This window comes from Aeromonas sp. S2(2024) (genome assembly GCF_041402505.1).
GTDB lineage: Bacteria > Pseudomonadota > Gammaproteobacteria > Enterobacterales > Aeromonadaceae > Aeromonas > Aeromonas media.
Genome location: NZ_JBGLRL010000011.1, coordinates 30821 through 54725 on the forward strand (window position 1 = coordinate 30821; position 23905 = coordinate 54725).

The 23905-nt window shown below is 63.1% G+C and carries 20 protein-coding genes; 10 read left to right on the forward strand and 10 right to left on the reverse strand.

Translation table 11 applies throughout. The features are described from left to right. Window positions 1-57 precede the first annotated feature (57 nt). Window positions 58-1047 carry a serine/threonine protein kinase gene (locus ACB039_RS12895; RefSeq protein ID WP_005323697.1) on the forward strand — a complete coding sequence of 330 codons (990 nt, stop codon included), beginning with the start codon at window positions 58-60 and terminating at the stop codon, window positions 1045-1047. A gap of 231 nt (window positions 1048-1278) precedes the next feature. Then, entirely contained in the window at window positions 1279-1887 is a 609-nt protein-coding gene (locus ACB039_RS12900; protein ID WP_005323695.1) for a thiol:disulfide interchange protein DsbA/DsbL, read from the forward strand. Window positions 1888-2006: 119 nt separating this feature from the next. On the opposite strand, the gene phnE is transcribed toward ACB039_RS12900, so the two are convergent. The 5 genes from phnE to ACB039_RS12925 all read right to left on the reverse strand — a co-directional run bounded on the left by phnE (window position 2007) and on the right by ACB039_RS12925 (window position 7185). Next, on the reverse strand, window positions 2007-3542 hold the full coding sequence (phnE, locus tag ACB039_RS12905; protein ID WP_371165851.1) for a phosphonate ABC transporter, permease protein PhnE: 1536 nt from the start codon (window positions 3540-3542) through the stop codon (window positions 2007-2009). Then, window positions 3542-4303, reverse strand: coding sequence for a phosphonate ABC transporter ATP-binding protein (locus ACB039_RS12910; protein ID WP_371165819.1), 762 nt, complete (start codon window positions 4301-4303; stop codon window positions 3542-3544). The genes phnE and ACB039_RS12910 overlap by 1 nt, the downstream gene beginning before the upstream one ends. Beyond that, window positions 4300-5145, reverse strand: coding sequence for a putative selenate ABC transporter substrate-binding protein (locus tag ACB039_RS12915; RefSeq protein ID WP_371165820.1), 846 nt, complete (start codon window positions 5143-5145; stop codon window positions 4300-4302). The genes ACB039_RS12910 and ACB039_RS12915 overlap by 4 nt, the downstream gene beginning before the upstream one ends. A gap of 124 nt (window positions 5146-5269) precedes the next feature. Then, window positions 5270-6448 carry a nicotinate phosphoribosyltransferase gene (gene pncB / locus ACB039_RS12920; protein WP_371165821.1) on the reverse strand — a complete coding sequence of 393 codons (1179 nt, stop codon included), beginning with the start codon at window positions 6446-6448 and terminating at the stop codon, window positions 5270-5272. A gap of 101 nt (window positions 6449-6549) precedes the next feature. Continuing rightward, window positions 6550-7185, reverse strand: a complete 636-nt coding sequence (locus ACB039_RS12925; RefSeq protein ID WP_371165822.1) for a nicotinamidase — start codon at window positions 7183-7185, stop codon at window positions 6550-6552. A 74-nt stretch (window positions 7186-7259) separates the two neighbouring features. Here ACB039_RS12925 and ACB039_RS12930 point away from each other — a divergent pair, with 74 nt between their 5' ends. Then, window positions 7260-7910 (forward strand): DNA mismatch repair protein MutT, encoded by a 651-nt coding sequence (locus tag ACB039_RS12930; protein WP_171272891.1) that lies wholly within the window; start codon window positions 7260-7262, stop codon window positions 7908-7910. A gap of 108 nt (window positions 7911-8018) precedes the next feature. After that, entirely contained in the window at window positions 8019-8507 is a 489-nt protein-coding gene (locus ACB039_RS12935) for a DUF523 domain-containing protein (protein ID WP_371165823.1), read from the forward strand. Here ACB039_RS12935 and ACB039_RS12940 read toward each other — a convergent pair. The 3 genes from ACB039_RS12940 to ACB039_RS12950 form a co-directional block, all read right to left on the reverse strand. After that, on the reverse strand, window positions 8450-9397 hold the full coding sequence (locus ACB039_RS12940) for an acyltransferase (RefSeq protein ID WP_371165824.1): 948 nt from the start codon (window positions 9395-9397) through the stop codon (window positions 8450-8452). The genes ACB039_RS12935 and ACB039_RS12940 overlap by 58 nt on opposite strands. Window positions 9398-9406: 9 nt before the next feature. Further along, window positions 9407-10306, reverse strand: coding sequence for an acyltransferase (locus tag ACB039_RS12945; protein WP_371165825.1), 900 nt, complete (start codon window positions 10304-10306; stop codon window positions 9407-9409). A gap of 132 nt (window positions 10307-10438) precedes the next feature. Next, entirely contained in the window at window positions 10439-11956 is a 1518-nt protein-coding gene (locus ACB039_RS12950; RefSeq protein ID WP_371165826.1) for a YifB family Mg chelatase-like AAA ATPase, read from the reverse strand. Window positions 11957-12339: 383 nt separating this feature from the next. On the opposite strand from ACB039_RS12950, the gene ilvG reads away from it, so the two are divergent. The 5 genes from ilvG (at window position 12340) to ilvA (ending at window position 18850) form a co-directional block, all read left to right on the forward strand. Continuing rightward, complete coding sequence (gene ilvG / locus ACB039_RS12955) at window positions 12340-13986, forward strand: acetolactate synthase 2 catalytic subunit (RefSeq protein ID WP_371165827.1); 1647 nt, start codon at window positions 12340-12342, stop codon at window positions 13984-13986. After that, on the forward strand, window positions 13983-14261 hold the full coding sequence (gene ilvM / locus ACB039_RS12960) for an acetolactate synthase 2 small subunit (RefSeq protein WP_043128746.1): 279 nt from the start codon (window positions 13983-13985) through the stop codon (window positions 14259-14261). The genes ilvG and ilvM overlap by 4 nt, the downstream gene beginning before the upstream one ends. A gap of 12 nt (window positions 14262-14273) precedes the next feature. Next, on the forward strand, window positions 14274-15218 hold the full coding sequence (locus ACB039_RS12965; RefSeq protein ID WP_317841681.1) for a branched-chain amino acid transaminase: 945 nt from the start codon (window positions 14274-14276) through the stop codon (window positions 15216-15218). A gap of 147 nt (window positions 15219-15365) precedes the next feature. Further along, window positions 15366-17207, forward strand: a complete 1842-nt coding sequence (gene ilvD, locus ACB039_RS12970) for a dihydroxy-acid dehydratase (protein WP_042649842.1) — start codon at window positions 15366-15368, stop codon at window positions 17205-17207. Between the two features lie 104 nt (window positions 17208-17311). Beyond that, window positions 17312-18850 carry a threonine ammonia-lyase, biosynthetic gene (gene ilvA, locus ACB039_RS12975; RefSeq protein ID WP_171269383.1) on the forward strand — a complete coding sequence of 513 codons (1539 nt, stop codon included), beginning with the start codon at window positions 17312-17314 and terminating at the stop codon, window positions 18848-18850. 38 nt (window positions 18851-18888) lie between these two features. On the opposite strand, the gene ACB039_RS12980 is transcribed toward ilvA, so the two are convergent. Then, complete coding sequence (locus ACB039_RS12980; RefSeq protein WP_371165828.1) at window positions 18889-19764, reverse strand: DMT family transporter; 876 nt, start codon at window positions 19762-19764, stop codon at window positions 18889-18891. 491 nt (window positions 19765-20255) lie between these two features. On the opposite strand from ACB039_RS12980, the gene ompA reads away from it, so the two are divergent. Then, the gene (gene ompA, locus ACB039_RS12985; protein WP_041206594.1) at window positions 20256-21377 is read left to right on the forward strand and encodes a porin OmpA; all 1122 of its coding nucleotides are present in this window, start codon (window positions 20256-20258) and stop codon (window positions 21375-21377) included. A 191-nt stretch (window positions 21378-21568) separates the two neighbouring features. Here the strand turns inward: ompA and priA are convergent, their stop codons facing one another. After that, window positions 21569-23776, reverse strand: a complete 2208-nt coding sequence (gene priA, locus ACB039_RS12990; protein WP_371165829.1) for a primosomal protein N' — start codon at window positions 23774-23776, stop codon at window positions 21569-21571. Window positions 23777-23905: the final 129 nt, after the last annotated feature.

A 23905-nucleotide genomic window follows, 5' to 3' on the forward strand; every position in this document is an offset into this window, starting at 1 on the left:
GGGTCGTCCATCCCGGGCAGGATCGGATAGAATGGGGCGCAACAGCGCCCCTTTCTCATGGTGGATGACATGCGTTTCAACTATTCCGACCTCAATCCCGACCTCATCATGGATGCGATCGATCTCAGCGGCCTGCGCATCGACTCCGGCCTCATCGAGCTCAACAGCTATGAAAACCGGGTCTACCAGTTTCAGGATGAGGATCGTCGCCGCTACGTGGTGAAGTTCTATCGTCCCGGTCGCTGGAGCCGGGCCCAGATCCTCGAGGAGCATGAGTTTGCCGCCCGTCTCAATGAGACGGAGATCCCGGTGGCCGCCCCCATCGCGTTTGCTGGCGAGACCCTGCTGGAGCATCAGGGTTACCCCTTCGCCATCTGGCAGAGCGTCGGGGGCCGTCAGTTCGAGGTGGACAACCTGGATCAGCTGGAGTGGGTGGGACGCTACCTTGGTCGCATTCACCGGGTCGGGGCCAGTCACTCCTTCCATCATCGCATCCAGCTGGATGTGGAGAGCATGCTGCACGAGCCGCGTCAGCTGCTGGCGGCCGGTGAATGGGTGCCGAGCGGCCTGGCCAAGTCCTTCTTCGGGGTGCTCGACGAGCTGATCCGGCACGTGAGCGACGCCATGACCCTGGATGTGGCCCGCATCTCCCTGCATGGCGACTGTCACCCGGGCAACATCCTGTGGCGTGACGGCCCCCTGTTCGTCGATCTCGACGACTGCCGCACCGGCCCCGCCATTCAGGATCTCTGGATGATGCTGAGCGGTGAGCGCCACGAGCAGCAGATCCAGCTCGACACCCTGCTGGCGGGCTACGAAGAGTTCATGGAGTTCGACCCTCGGGAGCTGGCGCTGATAGAGCCGCTGCGAGCCATGCGCATCGTCCACTACATGGCCTGGCTGGCAAGGCGCTGGGAAGACCCCGCCTTCCCCCGTCACTTCCCCTGGTTCAATACGGATCACTACTGGCGCCAGCAGATCGCGACCCTGCACGACCAGCTGGCGGCGCTCAAGGCCCCGCCTCTGACGCTGATGCCGAACTGGTGAGCAGATAGCCGGTTCGCGATGCCCAGAGTGTGACCGGCGGGCCGCGCGCCAGGCACTGCCGCTGATGCCGAGCGGGTAAGCCGGGCAAGCCCCGGCAACCGAACCCGGGATGTCACGACGAGGGGCTCGCCCACCCGCCTTTGCCATTGACGGCAGGAGGGGGACGCAATAGGCTTGGACTGCTTCGGTTCGCCGGGCGTGCCTCACAGTGATCCCTTAACAGGAAACGTCATGAAAAAAGTACTATTTTTCCTCGCTGCCATGCTGATGATCCCCATGGTTCACGCCGCCCCGGAATTCAAGGAAGGCGTCAACTATGACGTGGTCACCCAGACCGGTAGCGCCCAACCTGAAGTACTGGAGTTCTTCTCCTACTTCTGCCCGCACTGCGCCAAGTTCGAGCCGATTGCCGAGGAGCTTAAGAAGAGCCTGCCGGAAGGCGTGGCGATGAAGAAGAACCCGGTGGCTTTCCTGGGTCGCGAGATGGGCCCCGAGATGCAGCGTGCCTATGCGGTTGCCAATCTGCTGAACGTGGAAGGCAAGCTGACTCCGGTCATCTTCGACAAGATCCACACCCAGCGTCAGGTGCCGCAGAGCCGTGCCGACGTGAAGCAGATCTTCGTGGACAACGGCGTGCCGGCCGAGGAGTTTGACGGTGCCGTCGACAGCTTCGCCGTCTCCGGCATGGTCTCCCAGTTCGACCGCAACACCGAGAGCTACAACGTGCGTGGTGTGCCGGCCTTCCTGGTCAATGGCAAGTACATGGTGAAGATTGAATCCATCACTTCCCAGGAGCAGTTCAACCAGCTGGTGAAATTCCTGCTGGCCAAGAAAGATTGATTGTTACCTGACCGCATGAAGAAAGCCCGCCGGTGCGAACCGGCGGGCTTTTTGTTTTTGTGGCCGCCAGAACCGGCCGCCTCGTCGGGCAGGGCGGACGGAGTCGGATCAAACCTGATTCAGATCTGGCAGTCTCGCTGGGAAGGCGCGGGGCGCGGCAACCGGGTGCGGCGGCTGATGGCTTCCGCCAGCCAGACCAGCAGCAAGATGGCCAGGATCAGGGTGGCCGCCTGATCGTAACGAAACAGACTCAGGGATACATAGAGCTGCTGTCCCAGTCCGCCTGCGCCCACCACCCCGAGGATGGTGGCGGCGCGCAGGTTCATCTCACCGCGATAGAGGCTGTAAGCCAGCCACTGCCGTGACACCAGCGGGAACAGACCGTACCAGAAGCTGGCCGTGGGGCCGGCACCGCTCAATTGCAGGGCGAGGCGGGGGGTCTGATCCGCGTTCTCCAGCGTCTCCACGAACAGCCGGGCCAGCACCCCAGTGGTGTGCAGGGTGAGCGCCAGTATGCCCGCCACCGGCCCCAGCCCGACCGCGATCACCAGCAGGCTGGCGAAGATGAGCTCGGGCACGGAGCGCAGCAGGTTGAACAGCAACCGCAGCGGCCAGCAGTGGCGGGCGAGGCAGGCCAGCGGCAGTGCCAGCAGGGCGCTCAACAGGGTGCTCAGCAGCGCCATCTGCACCGTATCGAGCAGGCCGGTGCCCACCGTCAGCAGGAAGGGACGTGACCAGTCCGGTTGCAGAAACTCGCCGACAAACTGCCCCAGTCCGCCGAAGGAGAAGCTCAACATGCGCCAGTCGAGCTGATGGAACGCCAGGGTACCAGCCAGCCCCAGGCAGATCAGCAGTTGCAGGCCGGGAGCGCGGCTGTGGCGCAGCCAGGCACTGAGGCCATCCGCCAGCGTGACCAGCAGGATGAAGGCCAGCAGCAGGGTCACCACTTCGCCGCCGGAAAACATGCGCAACGAAAGTTCGAGCTGCTGGCCGAGCCCACCGGCGCCGACGAAGCCCATGATGACGGAGGCGCGCAGGGCACACTCCCAGCGATAGACGGTGTAGGAGAGCAGCTCCTGACGCACCGCAGGCAGCACGCCGTACCAGAGCGCCTGCAGGCGGCCGCTGCCGCCGAGCAGCAGGGCACGGGCCGGTTGCAGGGCTCCGCTCTCCATGATCTCGTTGTAGACCTTGGCCAGCATGCCGCCGTAGCTGACGGCGATGGCCAGGATGGCGGCGAGCGGCCCGAGCCCGGAGAGGCGCACGAACAGCAGTGCCCAGATGAGCTCGGGCAGGCTGCGCAGCAGGATGGCGATGAACCGGCTGAAGGCGCGCAAGGCGCCGCGCAGCGGGCTGGGGATGGGGCCCAGCTCGGCCAGCGACAGGGCACGGGAGCCGAGCAGGGCGAACGGAATGCCGAGCAGCAGGGCGCCGGCCAGCCCCAGGGTCGCCACGGCCAGACTCTCCAGGGTGGCGGTCAGGGTCAGGGCGAGAAAGCTCTGATCAAGGCGGGGTGGCCAGCTGGTGGCGAGGAAGTTGCCCATCTGCCGCCAGCTCTGGCCATCAAGCAGGCCGAGCCAGCCGTCGGCCTGCTGCCACAGGCTGAAGCCGATCAGCGCCAGCAGCCAGGGCAGGGGATGGCGCCAGCGGCGCATCAGCCGCTGCACGGCAGTGCCTCCTGCTCGCCGGCATAGAGGGCGGCCAGCATGGCCGGGGTGACGGCGGTGGCGGGGCTGTCGAACTGCATCCGCCCTTCGCGCAGGCCTATGATGCGGGGGAAGCGCTCGAGGGCCAGGTCGACCGCGTGCAGGCTGGCGATCAGAGTGCTGCCGCGAGTGCGGGCTTGCGCCAGCAGGGCATCCAGGCTGCTTTGGGCGAGCACGGGATCGAGGGCGGAGACGGGTTCATCGGCCAGCATCAGGTCCGGCTGCTGATAGAGCACCCGGGCGATGCCGACCCGCTGCGACTGGCCACCGGAGAGCTCGCCGCAGCGCTGCTGCCACTTGTCGGCGAGGCCGAGGCGGGCCAGTTCGGCCCGTGCACCGTCCGGGTCGCAGGGGCGCAGCAGCGAAAGCAGTGAGCGAGCGAGGGACCACTGGCCGAGTCTGCCGGCCAGCACGGCAGTCACCACCGGCTGGGAGGCGGGCAGCGGAGGCTGTTGCCAGACCATGCCGATCCGGCTGCGCAGCCGCTGGCGGGCCCGGGTGGAGAGAGCCCAGGGATCCTGGCCCCAGAGGGCAAGCCTACCCTCGCCACGCAGCTCGGTGCCGATCAGCCGCAGCAGGCTGGTCTTGCCCGCGCCGCTCGGTCCTATGATGGCGACACACTCCCCCGCCTCGATCTGCAGGCGAAGCGGATGCAGGATGCGACTCTCGCCGAGCCTCAGTCCTGCCCCCTCCAGCGCAACGGCGATCACTTCAGCAGACCGGCCTGGGTCGCGGCCGCTTCGATGCCCTGGTAGTTCTCGGGCCTGGTTTCGATGAAACGGCTGGCCCGCTGCAGCTTGAGGATCTCGGCCTGGGCCGGGACGGCAGGATCCAGGCTGAGGAAGGCCTGCTTGATCTTCTCCTGCAGCGCCGGATCCAGGTCGCCGCGCACCGTCCAGTTGTAGTCAAAGTAGGTCGGCGTGGTCCAGATCACCTTGACCTTGGCGGTATCGACCTTTCCCTCTTCCACCAGCTTGTCCCACACCGAGGCGTTGAGCGCACCGGCCGGCACCTTGCCGGAGGCGACCCAGGCGACGGTGGCGTCGTGGGCGCCGGAGAAGGCGACATGGGCGAAGTCACGCTCCGGATTGATGCCCTGCTCGGCCAGGAAGTGGCGCGGCATCAGGTGGCCCGAGGTGGAGGAGGGGGAGCCGAAGGCGAAGTCCTTGCCTTTGGTGTCGGCCAGGGTCTTGATACCGCTGTCGGCGTTGGCGATGAACTTGGAGGTGAACTGGGCGTCCTCCTGGCGCTGCACCAGCGGCACCACCTTGTCGGCCCGGCGATGGGCCTGCACATAGGTGAAGCCCCCGAGCCAGGCCATGTCTAGCTTGCCGGCGGCCAGCGCCTCCACCACGGCGGCATAGTCGTTGACCGGTACGAACACCACCTCGCGGCCGGTCTGCTTGGCCAGGTAGTCACCCAGCGGGGCAAACTTGCGCTGCAACTCGGTGGGGGCTTCGTCCGGAATGGCGGAGACTCGCAATGGCTCGGCTGCGGTGGCGCCCAGGCTGGCCAGCAGGGCGGTGAGGGCAAATATCCATTTCGAAGTCATGGGCAGTTCCTTGTGGTCTGTCGTTCGGGCAAGAGAAAGGCCCGACACGAGTCGGACCTTGCAAAAGGGTCATGGTAGGGGGCCTGTCGTGCTCTGCGCAAGATGGGCCCCTCAAAAAGGCGCGTTACACCCCGACGTGGAACGCCTGCTTGAGGTTGCGGATGAAGTCCGCATCCCGGCACAGGGTCTTGCCCGGGCTGTCGGAGATCTTGGCAACGGGGCCGCCGTTGCACTCCATCAGCTTGAAGACGATGTTCATGGGAGTGACGCCGGGCAGATCGCAGGTGAGCTGGGTGCCGATGCCGAAGCTGGTGTTGATGCGGCCCCGGAAGTGGCGCAGCAGCTGCACCGCCTTGTCGAGATTGAGCCCGTCGGAGAACACCAGCGTCTTGTCTCTTGGGTCGATGCCGAGCCGCTGGTAGTGGCTTATGGCCTTCTCGCCCCACACCACGGGATCGCCGGAGTCGTGGCGCAGCCCCTGATAGCGGCTGGCCAGCTCGAAGTCGAAGTCGCGCAGGAAGGCATCCATGGTGATGCAATCGGTCAGGGCTATGCCGAGGTGGTTGGTGAATTCATCCAGCCAGCTGGTGAGGGCTGCGCGCTGGCTGTGCTCCAGCGGGAAGCCGAGCTGCTGGTGGGCCTGGAACCATTCGTGGGCCTGGGTGCCCACCGCCGGCAGCCGGTATTTCTGGGCCAGCTGGTAGTTGCTGGTGCCCTTGAATGCTGGCAGGCGCTCCTTGAGACGACCCACCACCGCATCCTGCACGGCGTGGGAGAAGCGGCGGCGGGTGCCAAAGTCGATGAGGTTGAAATCCTGCATCTCCGCCGGGCTCAGCTCCCGCTCCAGCTTGTCTAGCTTCTGGTCCAGTCGCGCCAGGGCATGGCTCACCCCGAACTGGGGATAGCGGAAGCGGTTGCGCATCTCGCTGATGATGGCGAGCACCGGGATTTCCCACAGGATCACATCCTGCCAGGGCCCCTCGACTCGCACATTGATGCGACCATCCCGTTCGAACACCTTGAGCAGGGAGGCATCGAGCGGCTTGCGGCGCAGGTGATCGAGGTAATCGGCGGTGAAGAAGGGGCGCTCGGCCAGGAAGTCGAGCTCGGGCCTGGTCAGCCGCAAGGAGCCGGCGAGGTGCAGCTGCTCCTCGATCTGGCCCATCATGGGCAGCAGATCCTCTTCGTTGCGGCTGTGGAACTCGGCCACCACCTCGGCATCCGGGTAGCGATGGAACACCGCCTGCTGCATGTGCAGTTTGTAGGCGTCGGTGTCGAGCAGGCTGTTGAGAATCGGAGGCATATCAGGCTCCTCGCAGACGGGTGAGCACTATGGCACGCCCCTGCTGCATGGGTAATGTGCAGGCGCCGGTATCGGGTTGGCGGGTGAGGATCGGCGGCATATCAGGCGTCCAGCAGGCGTTGTACATCGGTCAGGGTTTGGGCCAGTTCGGCGCCCGCCTCGATCATCTGGGAGTGGGCGCTGGCCACCGTCTCGGGGGTGATGCCACGACAGGCGTCGAGATGAACGATGACCCGCAGACCGGCTCGGCGCAGTTGCAGCACGCTGGTCTTGACGCAGTAGTCGGTGGCGAGGCCTCCCACCAGCACTGTGCTGACGCCCCGTGCTTGCAGGAATTCGATAAGCCCGGTGCTGCGGCGCTCGGCCAGGTCGTGGAAGCAGGCGCCGTACGGATGCAGATCCGGCTCGACCCCCTTCCAGACGAAGAAGTCATAGTCGATGGGGGCGGGCAGGCCATCGAGCAGCTCGAATCCCGAGGTGCCCGGCACGCAATGAGCCGGCCAGGTGAGATCGGCATTGGGCAGATCCAGGGGTTGCAGCATGGCGGCGGGGCTTGTCACGACCCAGGCGGCGTTCGCGGGGTGGGCATCCTTGCTGCCGACTCGCAGGGTGGCGAGGGTGGCCTGCGCGTTGAGGGCCGCCACTATGTCAGCCCCGCCCGCGACGGGCAGTTCGTTCGGGCAGAGAGGGGTAAAGCCCTTCTGCGCATCTATATCCAGGCTGGCGATGGTTCCCATGGGTGGCTCCTGCACATAATATTCTTGTGATATTATCTACCAAACATTATTAGAAGGCGAGCAGGTCGACCAGGATGCCGAGAATGAGTCTGGATATGGTGGTGCTGCGGTTGAACGAGGAGCGGCTCGAACTGCTGCTCGAGACCCGGGATCGCCCCCCCTTTACCCACTGCTGGCAGTTGCCGGCCCTGCGCATCGACGAGACCCGGGACCGGGATCTGGATGCCGCCCGCCACCGTCTGCTGGCGGAGTGGGGGCTGGGTCATTGCTACAGCGAACAGGTCTGTACCCTCGGCAATCTGGAGCGGGATCCCCGTGGCTGGTCCACCACCCTGGTCTATCTCTGTCTGGTGGAACCCAGAGCGGAGGCAGTACGAGGTCATTGGCACCCGCTCTCGGCCTTGTCTGGCCTCGACCTCGCCTTCGATCACGACCAACTGATCGCCAGAGGGCTGGAGCGGCTGCGCATCAAGAGCCGCTACAGCACCTTGCCGCTGCAACTGTTGGGGACCGAATTCACCCTCTCCGAGGTGCAACGGGCCTTCGAGATCGTCCTGCAGACGCCGATGAACACGGCGGCGTTTCGCAAGCGGATCCATCGCGCCGACATCCTGGTGGACACCGGTCGCAAGCGCACCGGCAAGCAGCGTCCCGCCATCCTCTATCGGTTGGAAAACCCCTGCTGCGTGATGTTCGATCAGGTGATGAATGGAGCCGAGGCATGAACAAAGCACCGCCCCGGGTGCTGGTCAGCGTCTGCCTGCTGGATCCAATGCCGCCGTACTACGACGGCTATGCACCAAGGTATCTGGTCGACCAATGGAGAACGAAGCATGAGTGACGCAGGAGTGCACAAGGTATTGGTAAGCGCCTGTCTGCTGGGCCAGCCGGTTCGCTACGACGGCCAGAGCAAGGGGATCATCAGCGACTGGCTGAGTGAACTGGGCGCCGAAGGGCGGGCACTGGCGTTCTGCCCCGAGGTGGCAGGCGGTCTGTCGACCCCGCGTCCTCCCGCCGAGCGGCAGGGCGAGCTAGTGGTGACCGAAAGCGGGCTGGATGTGACGGCGGAGTTCGATCGTGGCGCCGAACTGGCGCTGGCGATCTGCCAGCGGCAGGGCATCCGCTTCGCCTTGCTGAAAGAGGGAAGCCCCTCCTGCGGCAGTGGTCGCATCTACAATGGCCGCTTCGAGGGGGTTTCCGTGGCGGGGGAGGGCAAGACCACGGCCCTGCTGCGCCGCCACGGCATTGCCGTGTTCAGCGAGGATCAGCTGCCCGAGCTGGCGTCGGCGCTCTCCTTGGCGGTCAACGACACGGGCGCCTGAGCCTGCTGCCAGCCTTCCAGCACCTCGTCTTTCTCCTGCCAGCGCTGGTTCAGCCACGCCTGGAAGCCGCGCTTGAACTGCTTGTCATTGAAGTAATCCCCTACCAGCTGCCCGTCCACCGGCAGCTCCTCGATGCGTACCCGGATGCGCTTCATCCGCCCCATCAAAAAGTCCTTGAACGGGGCCTCTGCGTTGTCCGGATAACTGATGGTGACGTTGATCAGACTGTCGAACTGCTCTCCCATGGCCGCCAGGGTGAAGGCCAGCCCCGCCGCCTTGGGTGGTATCAGGTGCTGGTAACGGGAACGGGTCGCCTCTCGTTTTTCCTCGGTAAAGCGGGTCCCCTCCACGAAGTTGATGACGGTGGTGGGGATGTGGCGAAACTTCTCGCAGGCGTTGCGGGTGGTCTCGATGTCCTTGCCGCGAAGGTGCGGGTTGCGCAGCAAAAACTCCCGGGAGTAGCGACGCATAAAGGGCATGTCGAGCCCCCAGCAGGCGAGCCCCAACAACGGGATGTAGATGAGCTCGTGTTTCATGAAAAACTTGGGCACCGGCAGCCGATCACGGAACAGGTGACCCAGCACCACTATGTCGGTCCAGCTCATGTGGTTGCTGATGATGAGATACCAGCCATCCTTGCGCAGTCGGGTGTCATCTTCCACCTGCCAGTCGATGCGGGTGGTGAGGCGGATCACCAGGGCGTTGCAACTCAGCCACAGCCTCATGAAGCCGTTGTTGAGCCGGCTGCAGGCACGACCGAAGGCCGGGATGGGCAGCAGCAATTTCGCCAGGGAGACCAGCAGGATCAGGCTGGCGCACAGGGCGGTGAACAAAATGGTCAGGCCGGCGCTGATGAGCAGCACCAGGGGACCGGGGAGCAGGGTTAGCATGGGTGTCGTTTACTGCGTCTCGTCCGCCAGCAGCTGGTTCAGGGTCTGGTCCTTCTCGCGCCAGATCCCGTTCAGCCACTGTTGAAACTCTTGTTGGAACTCGGGGTCATTGAAGTAATCCCCCACCAGATTGCGTTCGATCGGCAGAAAGCGGACCCGAACCTTGATCTCCTTGACCCGACCACACATGAAGTCCCAGTAGCTTGGGATGCCGCCCGGATAGGCGATGGTCACATCCACCAGCTTGTGCAGTTGATCCCCCATGGCCGCCAGGGTAAAGGCGATGCCGCCAGCTCGAGGGGAAAGCAGGTGACGATAGGGCGCACCCTGTTTGTCGTGTTTGTGGGTGGTGAAACGGGTGCCCTCCACGAAATTCATCACACTCACCGGAATGTGGCGGAACTTGGCACAGGCCTTCCGTGTCGTTTCTATGTCTTTTCCCTTCAGATGGGGTCGCTTTTCCAGAAGTTTATGGGAATAGCGCCGCATGAAGGGGAAGTCCAGCGCCCACCAGGCCAGACCGAGAAAAGGTACCCAAATCAGTTCTTTCTTGAGGAAAAACTTCAGGAAGGGGATTTTCTGATTAAAAATCCGCTGCAGTACCAGTATGTCGACCCAGGATTGATGGTTGGCAATCACCATATACCACTCATTCCGGCGCCCTTTGTCCACTCCGACCACCTCGAAAGGGGTTCTGATGATGGTTTTCTGGATCAGGTTGTTGAAACCTATCCAGCAGCTGGCGCAGCCGTCCAGCAGGGCGTTGCAGAGAGTGCGCCAGCCCTTGAGCGGCAGCAGCAGCTTGATGAGACCGAGCAGCAGGATGGGGACAAACCAGAACAGGGTGTTGAAAAAATAGAGCAGGGTCGAGAGGCAGCCGCGCAGCCGCTCTATCAGCTTGTTGTGCATGAATCGGATCCGTTTTCGTGTCTGTGGGTGGTAACCAAGTGGTCAGATCTGTGGCCATAATATCAGCCGATCCGGCGCTAGACCATGGATGCACCGCACTGACGCCGGGCTCTCCTCCCCATCATGTCGCGTTCACTGGCCGCTGCGCAGCCGTGACAGCAGCCTGTCCATGGCCCTGTAGCCGAGCGCCTCGATCAGATGCTCCTTCTCGATGGTGGGGCGCCCCGCCAGATCCGCTATGGTGCGCGACACCCGCAGGATACGGTGCCAGGCCCGGATGCTGAGCCCCAGCCTCTGGATGGCGTTCTCCAAAAATTCGGCATCTTGCGGTGATAAGCGGCAAATATCTTCTATTTCTCGACTATCCAGCAGATTGTTGAGCTTGCCATTGCGGCTCAGCATGCGCTCCCGCGCGCCCAGCACCCGCTCACGGATCTGCCGGCTCGACTCCCCTCGCTCCGCCTTGCCGGTCAAGCTGCCCTTGGGCAGCAGCGGCACCTCCACCGTCAGATCGAAGCGATCGAGAAAGGGGCCCGAGAGCTTGCCGAGATAGCGCAGTATCTGATCCGGGCTGGAGCGGGTCTGGCCGTCCCCGTAGTGGCCGCAGGGGCTGGGGTTCATGGCGCCCACCAGCTGGAAGCGGGCGGGGAAGTCCACCTGACGGGCGGCCCGGCTGATGGTGATGTGGCCGGTCTCCAGCGGTTCTCGCAGGGAGTCGAGCACCTTGCGCTCAAATTCGGGGAGCTCGTCGAGAAACAGCACCCCGTTGTGGGCCAGGGATATTTCCCCTGGCCTCGGGTGGCTGCCGCCCCCCACCAAGGCCACAGCTGAGGCGCTGTGGTGGGGCGTGCGATAGGGCCTGTGATGCCAGTGACCGGCGCGGGGGGTGAGGCCGCCGATGGAGTGGATGGCGGCGGTCTGCTGCGCCTCCTGTTCGCTCAGCGGCGGCAGTATGCCGGGCAAGCGGCTCGCCAGCATGCTCTTGCCGGTGCCGGGTGGACCTATGAACAGCAGGTTGTGGCTGCCGGCGGCGGCGATCTCCAGCGCCCGCTTGGCCTGGGACTGGCCGATCACATCCTGCAGATCCGGCACATCGGGCAGGGTGTCCGTGGTCTGGGGCTCCGGCAGGGGCAGCTCGTACTGGCCCGCCAGCCAGGCGGTGACGGCCAGCAGTTGGTGGGCGGTACGCACTTCGGCGTCCTGAATGAGGGAAGCCTCGGGGCCGTTCTCCCGAGGTACCAGCAGGGTACGCCCGGCGTCGCGGCAGGCGAGCACGGCGGGCAGCACGCCGAGCACGGGGCGGATCTCGCCGGTCAGGGCCAGCTCCCCTAAAAATTCGTGATCGAGCAGGTATTTTGCAGGTATCTGCTTGGAGGCGGCGAGAATGCCGATGGCGATGGCCAGATCGAAACGGCCCCCCTCCTTGGGCAGATCGGCAGGGGCCAGGTTGACCGTGATGTGCTTGGAGGGGAACTCGAAGTTGCCGTTGAGCAGGGCGCTGCGCACCCTGTCCCGGGACTCTTTCACCGAGGTTTCCGGCAGGCCCACCATGTTGAAGGCGGGCAGTCCGTTGGATAAATGGACTTCCACCGTGACTTGCGGCGCCGCAATTCCCAGGCTGGCACGGCTATAAACCACAGCTAATGACATAAATCCCGTCCTTGGTTTGATGTATGTGCTGGTTAACCGTTTTTTATTAGTTTTTTGTTCCAGATAGCAGCTTGCAGATCAGTCAAAATCAGAGTCTTGTCAGGTAAAAAATGCTTGCCCAATAAAAATCACCGTGCTAGTTCTAATAGCCATTCGCGGTGCAAACCGCCCCCATTTCACAGGATTTCCGGTTGTAACTATGAACATGGCCTCCCGTTTCGTCAGCATTATTGTGGTCCTAGTGGTGATTATTATCTCACCGCTCGGGGCTCGTTTAGCTGCACGGAACAAGGGATAGACCCACCACCGGACAGAACGAAACAAGCGACCCCCGAGCCTCACGGCCCGGGGGTTTTTTTTCGACCAAAGGACAGGACTTCCACATGAACGGCGCGCAGTTTTTGGTACAGGCTCTCAAGAAACAGGGTGTGACCCAGGTGTTTGGTTACCCGGGCGGGGCCATCATGCCGGTCTATGACGCCCTGTATGACGGTGGACTGGCCCATCAGCTCTGCCGTCACGAGCAGGGGGCTGCCATGGCCGCCGTGGGTTATGCCCGCGCTTCCGGTCAGGTGGGGGTCTGCATCGCCACCTCGGGCCCAGGGGCTACCAATCTGGTGACAGGCCTGGCGGAGGCGCTGCTCGATTCCGTGCCCCTGGTCGCCATCAGCGGTCAGGTCGCCTGCGCCGCCGTCGGTACCGATGCGTTTCAGGAGGTCGATGTACTCGGTATGTCTCTCTCCTGCACCAAGCACTCCTTCATGGTGACGGATCCCGCCGATCTGGGCCGGGTGCTGGCGGAAGCCTTCGCCATCGCCACCGAAGGGCGTCCGGGGCCTGTGCTTATCGACTTTCCCAAGGATGTGCAGCTCGCCACCGTGCCAACCCAGAGCCCGCTGTTTGCGGTGGAGGAGCCTGAGCCCCTCAATCCGGCCGAGCTGACCCTGGCCCGCACCCTGCTGGCCGCTGCCGAGCGTCCCGTGCTCTACGTCGGGGGCGGTGTGGGCATGGCCAATGCGGAGCCGCAGCTGCGGGACTTTGCCGCCGCCACCGGCATGCCGGCGGTCACCACCCTCAAGGGGATAGGTGCCCTCGACCCCGACAGCCCCGCCTACCTCGGCATGCTCGGCATGCACGGCACCAAGGCCGCCAACTATGCGGTGCAGCAGTGCGATCTGCTGGTGGTGGTGGGTGCCCGTTTCGATGACAGGGTGACCGGCAAGCTGGAGGAGTTCGCCCCCGAGGCCAGGGTGGTCCACCTGGACGTGGATGCCGCCGAGTTCGGCAAGCGCCGCGCCGCCGATGTGGGCATCACCACGGATCTCAAGCGGGTGTTGCCCGCCCTGGCCATGGCGCTGGCGATCGATCTCTGGCGTGAGCACTGCGCCGCCATGGCTCGCGAATATGCCTTCCGCTACGACCACCCCGGCCAACCCATCTATGCCCCGGCCCTGCTCAAGCAGCTCTCCGAGCGCTTGCCCGAGACCAGCGTGGTGGCCTGCGACGTGGGTCAGCACCAGATGTGGGTGGCCCAGCACATGCGCTTCACCAGCCCGCGCAATCACCTCTCCAGCGCCGGTCTCGGCACCATGGGCTTCGGTCTGCCCGCCGCCATCGGCGCCAAGATGTCGCGCCCGGATGACGAGGTGGTGCTGGTGAGCGGTGACGGCTCCTTCATGATGAACGTGCAAGAGCTCGGCACCATACGCCGAGCCCAGCTCAAGGTGAAGATGGTGCTGATCGACAACCAGCGCCTCGGCATGGTGCGCCAGTGGCAGGAGCTGTTCTTCGACGGCCGCTACAGCGAGACCATACTCTCCGACAACCCGGATTTCATCGCCCTGGCCGCCGCGTTCGGCATCCCGGGCGAGACCATCACATGCAAGGAGCAGATAGCCGGTGCACTCGATCGCCTGCTGGCAAGCGAGAGTGCCTACCTGCTGCATGTGGCCATTTCAGAGGAAGAAAACGTCTGGCCCCTGGTTCCGCCGGGAGTCGCCAACCACAAGATGATGGAGCAACGCCCATGAAGCAGCACAGCTTTCACCAACCCGGATTTGCGCAGCACACACTGCATATTCACGCCCAGCCCAGACCCGAAGTGATGGAGCGGGTGCTGCGGGTGGTGCGTCACCGTGGCTTCGCTCTCTGCGCTCTGAACATGGAGCAGGATTGCCAACAGCTGCGGATCACGGTTACTGTCGAGTCGGAGCGTCCCATCCAGCAGTTGTGGAGCCAGCTGGTCAAGCTGGTGGATGTCTCCCGGGTCGATGCACTGGAACAGCAACCCCGGATCAGCGCTTAAGGAGCCAAGCCAATGTCACAGCCTTCCCAATCCGCCACTCACCCCCAATACATCTGGTTCAACGGCAGCCTGGTGCCCTGGCAAGATGCCCAGGTCCACGTCATGAGCCACGCCCTGCACTACGGCTCCTCGGTGTTCGAGGGGGTGCGCGCCTACGACACCCCCAAGGGGACCTGCATCTTCCGCCTGCAGGAGCACACCCGCCGCCTGTTCGACTCCGCCAAGATCTACTGGATGGACGTGCCCTACAGCGAGGCCGAGGTGAATGAAGCCTGCCGCACCGTGGTGCGCGAGAACGGCCTCAAGAGCGGCTACCTGCGCCCGCTGGCCTTTGTCGGCAACGTGGGGCTGGGGCTGCATCCGCCGCTGGATGCCAAGGCAGACCTCATGGTCGCGGCCCTGCCCTGGGGCGCCTACCTCGGGGAGGAGGGGCTGAAAAACGGGGTGGATGTGTGCGTCACCTCCTGGAGCCGGCTTGCTCCCAACACCATACCTACCGGCGCCAAGGCGGGCGGCAACTACCTGTCGTCCCAGCTGATCAGTCGCGAGGCCAAGCGCAACGGCTTCGCCGAGGGGCTGGCGCTGGACGTGAACGGTTATCTGAGCGAAGGGGCGGGGGAGAACCTGTTCCTGGTGAAGAACGGCGTGCTGTTCACCCCGCCCGCTACCGCCGCCATCCTGCCCGGCATCACCCGCGACACCATCATGACGCTGGCGCGTGACTTGGGGTATGAGGTGCGCGAGCAGGCGCTGCCCCGCGAGGCGCTCTACGTGGCGGACGAGATCTTCATGACGGGCACCGCCGCCGAAGTGACCCCGGTGCGCTCTGTGGATCGGATGAAGGTGGGCGCTGGCAGCCGTGGCCCTGTGACCGAGCAGCTGCAGAACGCCTTCTTTGGCCTGTTCAACGGCAAGACCGAGGACAAGTGGGGCTGGCTGACGCCGGTCAACGACTGATAAGAGAGGGGAGGCGTCACGCCTCCCCGAGTCGCTTCCGGTGAAGGCTCCCTCGCAGCGCCTTCACCAGGATCGATTCCCGATCCGCGAATCACACATTCATGTTGAAAGACAATGCGCCCCAGGGGCATTCAGGGAGTAGAAACAATGCCGAAGTTGAGATCCGCCACCACCACCCACGGACGTAACATGGCCGGGGCCCGCGCCCTCTGGCGTGCCACCGGCATGACAGATCAGGATTTCGGCAAGCCCATCATTGCCGTGGTCAACTCCTTCACCCAGTTCGTACCGGGCCACGTCCACCTCAAGGATCTGGGTCAGCTGGTGGCCCGGGAGATCGAGGCCGCCGGCGGCGTCGCCAAGGAGTTCAACACCATAGCGGTCGATGACGGCATCGCCATGGGCCACGGCGGCATGCTCTATTCCCTGCCGTCCCGGGAACTGATCGCCGACTCGGTGGAGTACATGGTCAACGCCCACTGCGCCGACGCCATGGTCTGCATCTCCAACTGCGACAAGATCACCCCGGGGATGCTGATGGCCGCCCTGCGCATCAACATTCCGGTGATCTTCGTCTCCGGTGGCCCCATGGAGGCGGGCAAGACCAAGCTCTCCGATCAGATCATCAAGCTGGATCTGGTGGACGCCATGATCCAGGGCGCCGACCCCAAGGTCTCCGATGCCCAGAGCGATCAGATCGAGCGCAGCGCCTGCCCCACCTGCGGCTCCTGCTCCGGCATGTTCACCGCCAACTCCATGAACTGTCTGACCGAGGCGCTCGGCCTCTCCCAGCCGGGCAACGGCTCCATGCTGGCGACCCACGCCGATCGGGAGCAGCTGTTCAAGCTGGCAGGTCAGCGCATCGTCGCTTTGGCCAATCGCTACTACCAGCAGGATGACGAGAGCGCGCTGCCGCGCAACATCGCCACCAAGGCGGCGTTTGAGAACGCCATGGCCCTGGATATCGCCATGGGTGGCTCTACCAATACGGTGCTGCACCTGCTGGCGGCGGCCCAGGAGGCTGGGGTGGACTTCACCATGGCCGATATCGACCGCATGTCCCGCAAGGTGCCCCAGCTGTGCAAGGTGGCCCCGTCCACCCAGAAGTACCACATGGAAGACGTGCACCGCGCTGGCGGCGTGGTCGCCATCCTGGGTCAGCTGGAAAGAGCCGGCCTGGTGCACGGCGATACCCGCAACGTGCTTGGCACCTCCCTGAGCGAGTTGCTGGAGGCCTATGACGTCAGCCGCTGTGACGACAAGGCGGTGCACGACTTCTACCGCGCCGGCCCGGCCGGTATTCGGACCACCAAGGCATTCAGCCAGAACTGCCGCTGGCCGGAGCTGGATCTGGACCGGGCAGAAGGCTGCATCCGCTCCCTGGACAACGCCTACAGCCTGGAAGGGGGGCTGGCGGTGCTCTCCGGCAACCTGGCCCTCAACGGTGCCATCGTCAAGACCGCCGGGGTGGATGACGAGAACCTCTGCTTCCGTGGCCCGGCCCGGGTGTTCGAGAGCCAGGACACTGCGGTCGCCGGCATTCTGGACGGCACAGTGAAAGCGGGTGAAGTGGTGGTGATCCGCTACGAAGGCCCCAAAGGCGGCCCCGGCATGCAGGAGATGCTTTACCCCACCACCTATCTCAAGTCCATGGGGCTCGGCAAGGCGTGCGCACTGATCACCGACGGCCGCTTCTCCGGCGGTACCTCGGGTCTCTCCATCGGCCATGTTTCGCCGGAGGCGGCCTCCGGCGGCACCATAGGGCTGGTGGAGGATGGGGACATCATCAACATCGACATTCCGGCCCGCAGCATGGTGCTGGAAGTAGCTGACAGCGTGCTGGCCGCTCGCCGCGCCGCCGTCGAGGCCCGTGGCTGGAAGCCGCTCAATCGCCAGCGTCAGGTCTCCTACGCCCTGCGTGCCTACGCCATGCTCGCTACCAGTGCCGACAAGGGCGCGGTGCGCGATTTAAGCAAGCTGGAGGAGTGATGATGAACGCGACGACAAATCATTTATGCAAAGTGCCGCTTGCCTCTGTCTATGCCGACAAGGGGTTGATGTGGCGCGACCTCAGCAAGCTGGAGGAGTAAGCCATGGTCTCTGCGGCGGATTATCTACGCAAGGTGCTGCTCTCACCCGTCTACGAGGCGGCGCGGGTGACGCCCTTGCAGACCCTTAAAAAATTATCCGAGCGACTCGGCAATCACGTGGCGCTCAAGCGGGAAGATCTGCAGCCGGTGCACTCCTTCAAGCTGCGGGGGGCCTATCACAAGATCGCCACCCTGAGCGCCGAGCAGAAGTCCCATGGCGTGGTGGCGGCCTCGGCCGGCAACCATGCCCAGGGTGTTGCGCTGTCGGCGGCCAAGCTCGGCATCAAGGCGATCATAGTGATGCCCAAGACCACGCCGGACATCAAGATCGACGCGGTGCGACGGCTGGGCGGCAACGTCATGCTGTTTGGCAACAGCTTCGACGAGGCCTACGGTGAGAGCCGCCGCCTCGCCGAACTGGAGGGCTACACCCTGATCCCGCCGTTCGACGATGTCGAGGTGATCGCGGGTCAGGGCACCATCGGCAAGGAGCTGCTGGAGCAGGATACCCACCTCACCCACGTCTTCGTACCTGTGGGTGGCGGCGGTCTGGCCGCCGGGGTGGCGGTCTACATCAAGCAACTGCTGCCGGATGTGAAGGTGATCGGGGTGGAGGCCGAGGGGTCCGCCTGCCTCAAGGCCGCCATGGAGGCCGGCGAGCCGGTCAACCTGGAGCGGGTCTCCCTGTTTGCCGACGGGGTGGCGGTCAAGCGCATCGGCGAGGAGACCTTCCGCCTGTGCAACCAGTATCTGGACGAGGTGGTGACCGTCTCCAACGACCAGATCTGTGCGGCGCTGAAAGACATCTTCGACGACTGCCGCGCCATCGCCGAGCCCTCCGGTGCCCTGTCCCTGGCTGGCCTCAAGGCCTATAGCGAACGGGAGCAGGTGAAGGGGGGGCGGATGGCTGCCATCCTGTCCGGCGCCAACGTCAACTTCCACAGCCTTCGCTACGTGTCGGAGCGCTGCGAGATCGGCGAGAAGCGTGAGGGCATGCTGGCGGTGACCATACCCGAGCGCAAGGGGGCCTTCCTCGACTTCTGTCGCCAGCTTGGGCCCCGCATGGTGACCGAGTTCAACTACCGCTACGCGGATGCGGTGCAGGCCTCCTTGTTCGTCTCGGTACGCCTCACCGGCGGCGACGAGGAGCTCGGCCAGATCATCGACCAACTCGGTGGCAACGGTTACCCCGTGGTCAACATGACCGAGAGCGAGCTGGCCAAGAATCACGTGCGTTACATGATTGGCGGCCGTCCGGCGCGGCCGCTGGGCGAGCGGCTTTACAGCTTCAAGTTCCCGGAGCAGCCGGGTGCCCTGATGCGCTTCCTCGAGACCCTGGGCTGTCGCTGGAACATCAGCCTGTTCCACTACCGCAACCACGGCGCCGACTATGGCCGGGTGCTCTGCGCCTTCGAGCTGCCGGACGAAGACGTGGTCGCCTTCCACGACTACCTGCACGAGATTGGCTACGGCTGGAAAGAGGTGAGCGACGATCCCGCCTATCGCCTGTTCCTGGCGAGTGGTGATGAACGGATGAAATGATTCAAAGAGGGGAGTGTCAACTTCCCTCTTTGATATTATCACGAGAGCATTTTTTCAGATGTGCGTCGACTTGGTAGGCTGAATAATTTTATAGAGGCGATGACTATTAGTGCCCCCATAATAGTTGTCGTCGTAATTTCAGTATCGAAAATAATGAAGTCAAAAAACATAGTTAATATTGGCACCAGATAGAAGAGGACGCTGACCTTGCTCGCCGAGTTTCTCTGGATCATATAGAACAACAATAATACAGCCCCGGTAGAAACGACCACTATCATCCATGACAAGGAAAAGACGAAGTTTGGGCTCCAATTCACATGCCATCCAATGATGAGAGAAGTGGCCACGAAGACGATGGAGGCACAACCATTCTGAAGCATGCCTGACTCCAATGGCGTCATGGGGATCGTCTTCTGGAAGAGAGAACCTATGCTGATTGCCATTACCGAGAGGATCGCAAAGCTAACCCCCAAGGGAGTAACCTGACTGACATCCTTGGCACCAAAGATTGCAAGTCCCAAGCCTGAGAAGCCGATCAGAAGAATCAGTAGTTTATAGGGTGATGCCTTATCACCACCGAACAAGATAGTCATAATGGGTTGCAAGCCCAGGACAATGGGGACCAGGCCCGGCGAGAGTTCATAACGAATAGACAAGAAATAGAAGGCCTGATAGAAGACTTGCAAGAGGAGACCTGTCACCACCACTCTGGCAAGTATGCTTGGGGTTAATTTTGTTTTGCTGTTTATTTTAAAACAGAGATAGATCACTCCCATCAGTAGAAATGCACCTGTTGCCCTAAGGGTTAAAAAGGACCACACCGATGCGTTTTCCAATCCCATCTTGACGAAGATGGCACCACTGCTCCACATCAATAAAAATAAGATAGGAGCCAACCGTTCAAGATAGTTCATGCTGTACCATAGACCTGTCATCGATTCATGTTGAAATACGGCTTCATCACCGGATTAGTCATATTTGCTCTGCTGTTTTTGGCGCGCACGAAGCACAGCGAAGCCATTATAAATTTATTGGTAAATATTTTTTATGGACGTATTCCATTAAAAGTCCTTCATCGAAATATGCTAATACTGACAGCATTGTTAATATTTCGATGTTATCCAATTGATCTTTGGGGGTCAAACGGATTTGATTGTGACTGGACAGAGGCAATACAACCATAAGCGAAGGACGAGACTGCACTCGGCGAATGGGATCTATTCCCTTGAATATCAGGAAAAAGACTGCCCGGGCCTCAGAATGCAAGCGAGCTCACACTCCCGAGAGTTTTGTCATTTGAGGCTAGTGACAGATGGGATAATCTGAGTATGGGGCTTGGGTTCGGGGCCCCGTCAGGGAAGAGAGGCGCATCCGCGTCATAACAATTCATTGCAGGGGCTCATCCATGAACAGATCTATGCTCGCCGTCCTGATCGGCGCGTTGATGGCAACGGGGACGGTGCAGGCCGCCGCCCAAGACAATACCTGGTATGTCGGTGGCAAGGCTGGCTGGTCCAATTTTTACGGGGTGGATTACGACGATCAGGTCAAGGAGCTGCTCGATGCCTTTGATCCTGGCCAGGATCACAGCGATCTCGGTCTGGGGGCCTTCGCCGGCTATCAGGTAAACCGCAACGTGGCCGTCGAGCTCGGCTATGACTGGCTCGGCAAGTATCAGGTCGATCAGCGCTTCAGCAGTAACGGGGTCGAGGCTGGACTGGATGGGGAGGCCAAGGCCCAGATGATCCAGGCCACCATGAAGATCGGCTTCCCGGCGACCGAGGCCCTGGATATCTACGGTCGGCTGGGGGGCGCCTATGCCTGGACCGACAGCTCCATCAGTGCCTGGGCCAACGATGGCACCAGCAACCTCTCGGCATCGGGCGGGGGCAAGTATCACGGTGCCGCCTTTGTGGGGGCATTGGGCATCGAATATGCCATCGACAAGGATTGGGCTGCCCGCCTCGAATACCAGTACACCACGCCGCTCGGCAAGGACTCGCTGGATGAATCCGGCATAGAGCTGGACAACGGCCTGCTGTCTGTCGGCATGCTCTACCGCTTCGGCCAGATCGGCGACGAACCGGTGGTGCCCACACCGGCCCCCGAGCCCGCCCCGGCCCCTGTGCTGGTGGAGAAACAGTTCAGTCTGGATTCGGATGTGCTGTTCGAATTCAACAAGGCGACCCTGAAGCCCGAGGCCAGCCAGGCACTGGATAACCTGTTTGCCCAGATTCTGGCCGCCAATCCGAAGGATGGGGTGGCGACCGTGATCGGCCACACCGACCGCATCGGCTCCGATGCGTACAACCAGTCCCTGTCCGAGCAGCGTGCCCGCAGCGTGGCGGACTATCTCATCGCCAAGGGACTGTTTGCCGACAAGGTGCGCGCCGAGGGGCGTGGTGAATCTTCCCCGGTGACGGGGGGCAGTTGCCCGGATGGTGCCAAGGCGCAGATGATCGCCTGTCTGGCTCCGGATCGCCGGGTCGAGGTGCGGCTGACCGGGGTCTCCCAGGCCGCCGAATAAGCCGGAACAGTCATGAGATAAACACAACGAGGGGGCCTTGGCCCCCTCGTTGTGTTCTGGTTCCCCCCTCATCCCCAACCCTTCTGCCGCGAGGGTGAAGGGGGAAAGACCCTAGGTTTGATTAGCCGCAAGGTGGCGTAATCAGACGCGCGATAAGAAAAACGCGGCTGGCGGCTGGTGAGGGAGACGGTTTAATTCAACTCCGTGGGGTCGATGTCCAGGCTCCAGCGCACCCGCTTGGTCTCCGGCCAGCCGTCCAGCTCCTTCACCGCCCAATCCAACAGTTGTGCCAGGGGTGCCCGGTTCGGGCCCTGCACCAGCAGCTGCATGCGAAACTTGCCCGCCTTGCGCTCCATGAAGCCGCTGATGGGCCCCAGCACCTGGATCTGGGGGTAGCGGGCACTGCGCAGTGTCTCGGCGAGGCGGGTGAGGAACAGTTGCACCTCGTCACGGCCGTTGGCCTCGGCCCGGAACAGTCCCTGGTAGCTGAATGGCGGCAGCCCCAGCAGGCGGCGTTCCTTGAGCGCGGTGTCGGCGAAGTGGCCGTAACCGTTCTGGGTCAGATCCTGCAGCAGGGCGTGCTCGGGGTGGTGGCTCTGCAACACCACCAGCCCCGGTTTGCTGGCGCGCCCGGCGCGCCCCGCCACCTGGGTGTAGAGCTGGGCCAGCTTCTCGGCGGCGCGAAAATCGGCGGAAAACAGGGCGCCATCCACATCCAGCAGGCCGACCAGCGTCACATCCGGGAAGTGGTGGCCCTTGGCCAGCATCTGGGTGCCGATCAGGATCTTGTATTTACCCGCCTTGATGTCGCCGAGATGGGTCTCCAGCTCCCCCTTGCGGCGGGTGTTGTCCCGATCGATGCGCACCACAGGGTATTGGGGGAATACCGTGGTGAGCAGCTGCTCCAGCTGCTCGGTACCCACACCGGAGCCGATGAGCTCGTTGCTGCCACACTCGGGGCAGTGATGGGGCAGCGGGCGCACGCTGTCGCAGTGGTGGCAGTGCAGCCGTCGCCCGGCCTGATGCCAGGTGTACCAGGCATCGCAGCGCTCGCAGGCAGCGCTCCAGCCGCATTGGTGGCAGATGAGGGCGGGTGCATAGCCACGGCGGTTGAGAAACAGCATCACCTGATTGCCCGCCGCTAGGTGCTCTGCCATCAGCTGCTCCAACTGGGGGGAGAGCCCGGCCTGCAGCCGCACGCTCTTGATGTCGAGGATTACCTGACGGGCGGTCTGGGCGTTGCCGGCGCGCCGCGTCAGGCTGAGGTGGTGATACTTGCCAGTTCTGGCATTGTGCAGCGTCTCCAGCGAGGGGGTGGCCGAGCCAAGCAGGATGGGGATGCCAGCGCGATGGGCCCGCATCACCGCGAGATCCCTGGCGTGGTAGCGAAAACCGTCCTGTTGCTTGAAGGAGCCGTCGTGTTCCTCATCGATGATGATGATGCCGAGGTTCTTGAACGGGGTGAACACCGCAGAGCGGGTGCCGATCAGGATGGCGGCTCCGCCGTCGCGGCAGGCGAGCCAGGCATCGAGCCGCTCCCTGTCGTTCATGGCGGAGTTCATCGCCACCACCGGCACCTTGAAGCGGCGCCGGAAGCGGTTGATGGTCTGCGGGGTGAGGCCGATCTCCGGCACCATTACCAGGGCCTGCCTGCCCGCCTTGAGCAATGGCTCGAGGATGCTCAGGTAAACCTCGGTCTTGCCGGAGCCTGTGATGCCGTCCAGCAGGAAGGCACCGAACTTGTCGCTCTGGCTGGTGACGGCGGCCACCGCCAGCGCCTGCTCGCCGTTGAGGCGCAACCCCTCACCGGCGTCAAAATGGGTTGCCCAGTCGCCGTCATGGCTCGGCTCCAGGCTGCGCTTCTCGAGCAGTCCCTTCTTCTCCAGGGCGGTGAGTGCGGCGCTCTGGATCTCCTCCTGTTTGAGCGCCGACGGCGTCTGGGGCCCCTTGCGCAGCAGGGCGAGTGCCTGCTGCTGCTTGGCCGCCCGCTTGAGTTCGTTGAGATCGCTAGCCATCCCGGCTTCTGTTACAAACCAGAACTCCAGCTCCCGGTAGGCGGCGGGCTCTCCCTTGCGCACCAGCACCGGCAGGGCGTGGGGCAGCACTTCACCCAGCGGATGCTGGTAGTAGCTGGCACTCCAGGCCATCAGCGCCAGGATATCCGGCCCCAGCACGGGGGAGCTATCAAGCACTCGCTTGATGGACTTGAGCTTGTTGCGGGGCACCAGACTCTCGGTCGGGTGATCCACCACCAGGCCGACTAGGGTCTGGGGACCGAACGGGATCTCTACCCGGCAACCGGGGGCAGGCAAGGGCAAAGGGGAGAGATAGTCGAAGTGCCGGCGCAACGGCACCGGGACAGCGACACGAACCAGATCAAGCGTTTGCGATGAATCCACCAAAAGGTTGCCTATTTTTTCTGCGAAGCCACTTGCCTGAACTCAGGCATTTCCTATATTATTCGCAGCCTTTGAAACTGTGTTCAACAATCGTGTGGTGTCCGACAAGAGATCGGATGGCGACACGGC

Coding starts and splice junctions, on each gene's coding strand:
- ACB039_RS12895 (WP_005323697.1), top strand. CDS start 58: ATGGTGGATGACATGCGTTTCAACTATTCCGACCTCAATCCCGACCTC.
- ACB039_RS12900 (WP_005323695.1), top strand. CDS start 1,279: ATGAAAAAAGTACTATTTTTCCTCGCTGCCATGCTGATGATCCCCATG.
- phnE (WP_371165851.1), bottom strand. CDS start 3,542: ATGCGCCGCTGGCGCCATCCCCTGCCCTGGCTGCTGGCGCTGATCGGC.
- ACB039_RS12915 (WP_371165820.1), bottom strand. CDS start 5,145: ATGACTTCGAAATGGATATTTGCCCTCACCGCCCTGCTGGCCAGCCTG.
- pncB (WP_371165821.1), bottom strand. CDS start 6,448: ATGCCTCCGATTCTCAACAGCCTGCTCGACACCGACGCCTACAAACTG.
- ACB039_RS12925 (WP_371165822.1), bottom strand. CDS start 7,185: ATGGGAACCATCGCCAGCCTGGATATAGATGCGCAGAAGGGCTTTACC.
- ACB039_RS12930 (WP_171272891.1), top strand. CDS start 7,260: ATGCCGAGAATGAGTCTGGATATGGTGGTGCTGCGGTTGAACGAGGAG.
- ACB039_RS12935 (WP_371165823.1), top strand. CDS start 8,019: ATGAGTGACGCAGGAGTGCACAAGGTATTGGTAAGCGCCTGTCTGCTG.
- ACB039_RS12940 (WP_371165824.1), bottom strand. CDS start 9,397: ATGCTAACCCTGCTCCCCGGTCCCCTGGTGCTGCTCATCAGCGCCGGC.
- ACB039_RS12945 (WP_371165825.1), bottom strand. CDS start 10,306: ATGCACAACAAGCTGATAGAGCGGCTGCGCGGCTGCCTCTCGACCCTG.
- ACB039_RS12950 (WP_371165826.1), bottom strand. CDS start 11,956: ATGTCATTAGCTGTGGTTTATAGCCGTGCCAGCCTGGGAATTGCGGCG.
- ilvG (WP_371165827.1), top strand. CDS start 12,340: ATGAACGGCGCGCAGTTTTTGGTACAGGCTCTCAAGAAACAGGGTGTG.
- ilvM (WP_043128746.1), top strand. CDS start 13,983: ATGAAGCAGCACAGCTTTCACCAACCCGGATTTGCGCAGCACACACTG.
- ACB039_RS12965 (WP_317841681.1), top strand. CDS start 14,274: ATGTCACAGCCTTCCCAATCCGCCACTCACCCCCAATACATCTGGTTC.
- ilvD (WP_042649842.1), top strand. CDS start 15,366: ATGCCGAAGTTGAGATCCGCCACCACCACCCACGGACGTAACATGGCC.
- ilvA (WP_171269383.1), top strand. CDS start 17,312: ATGGTCTCTGCGGCGGATTATCTACGCAAGGTGCTGCTCTCACCCGTC.
- ACB039_RS12980 (WP_371165828.1), bottom strand. CDS start 19,764: ATGAACTATCTTGAACGGTTGGCTCCTATCTTATTTTTATTGATGTGG.
- ompA (WP_041206594.1), top strand. CDS start 20,256: ATGAACAGATCTATGCTCGCCGTCCTGATCGGCGCGTTGATGGCAACG.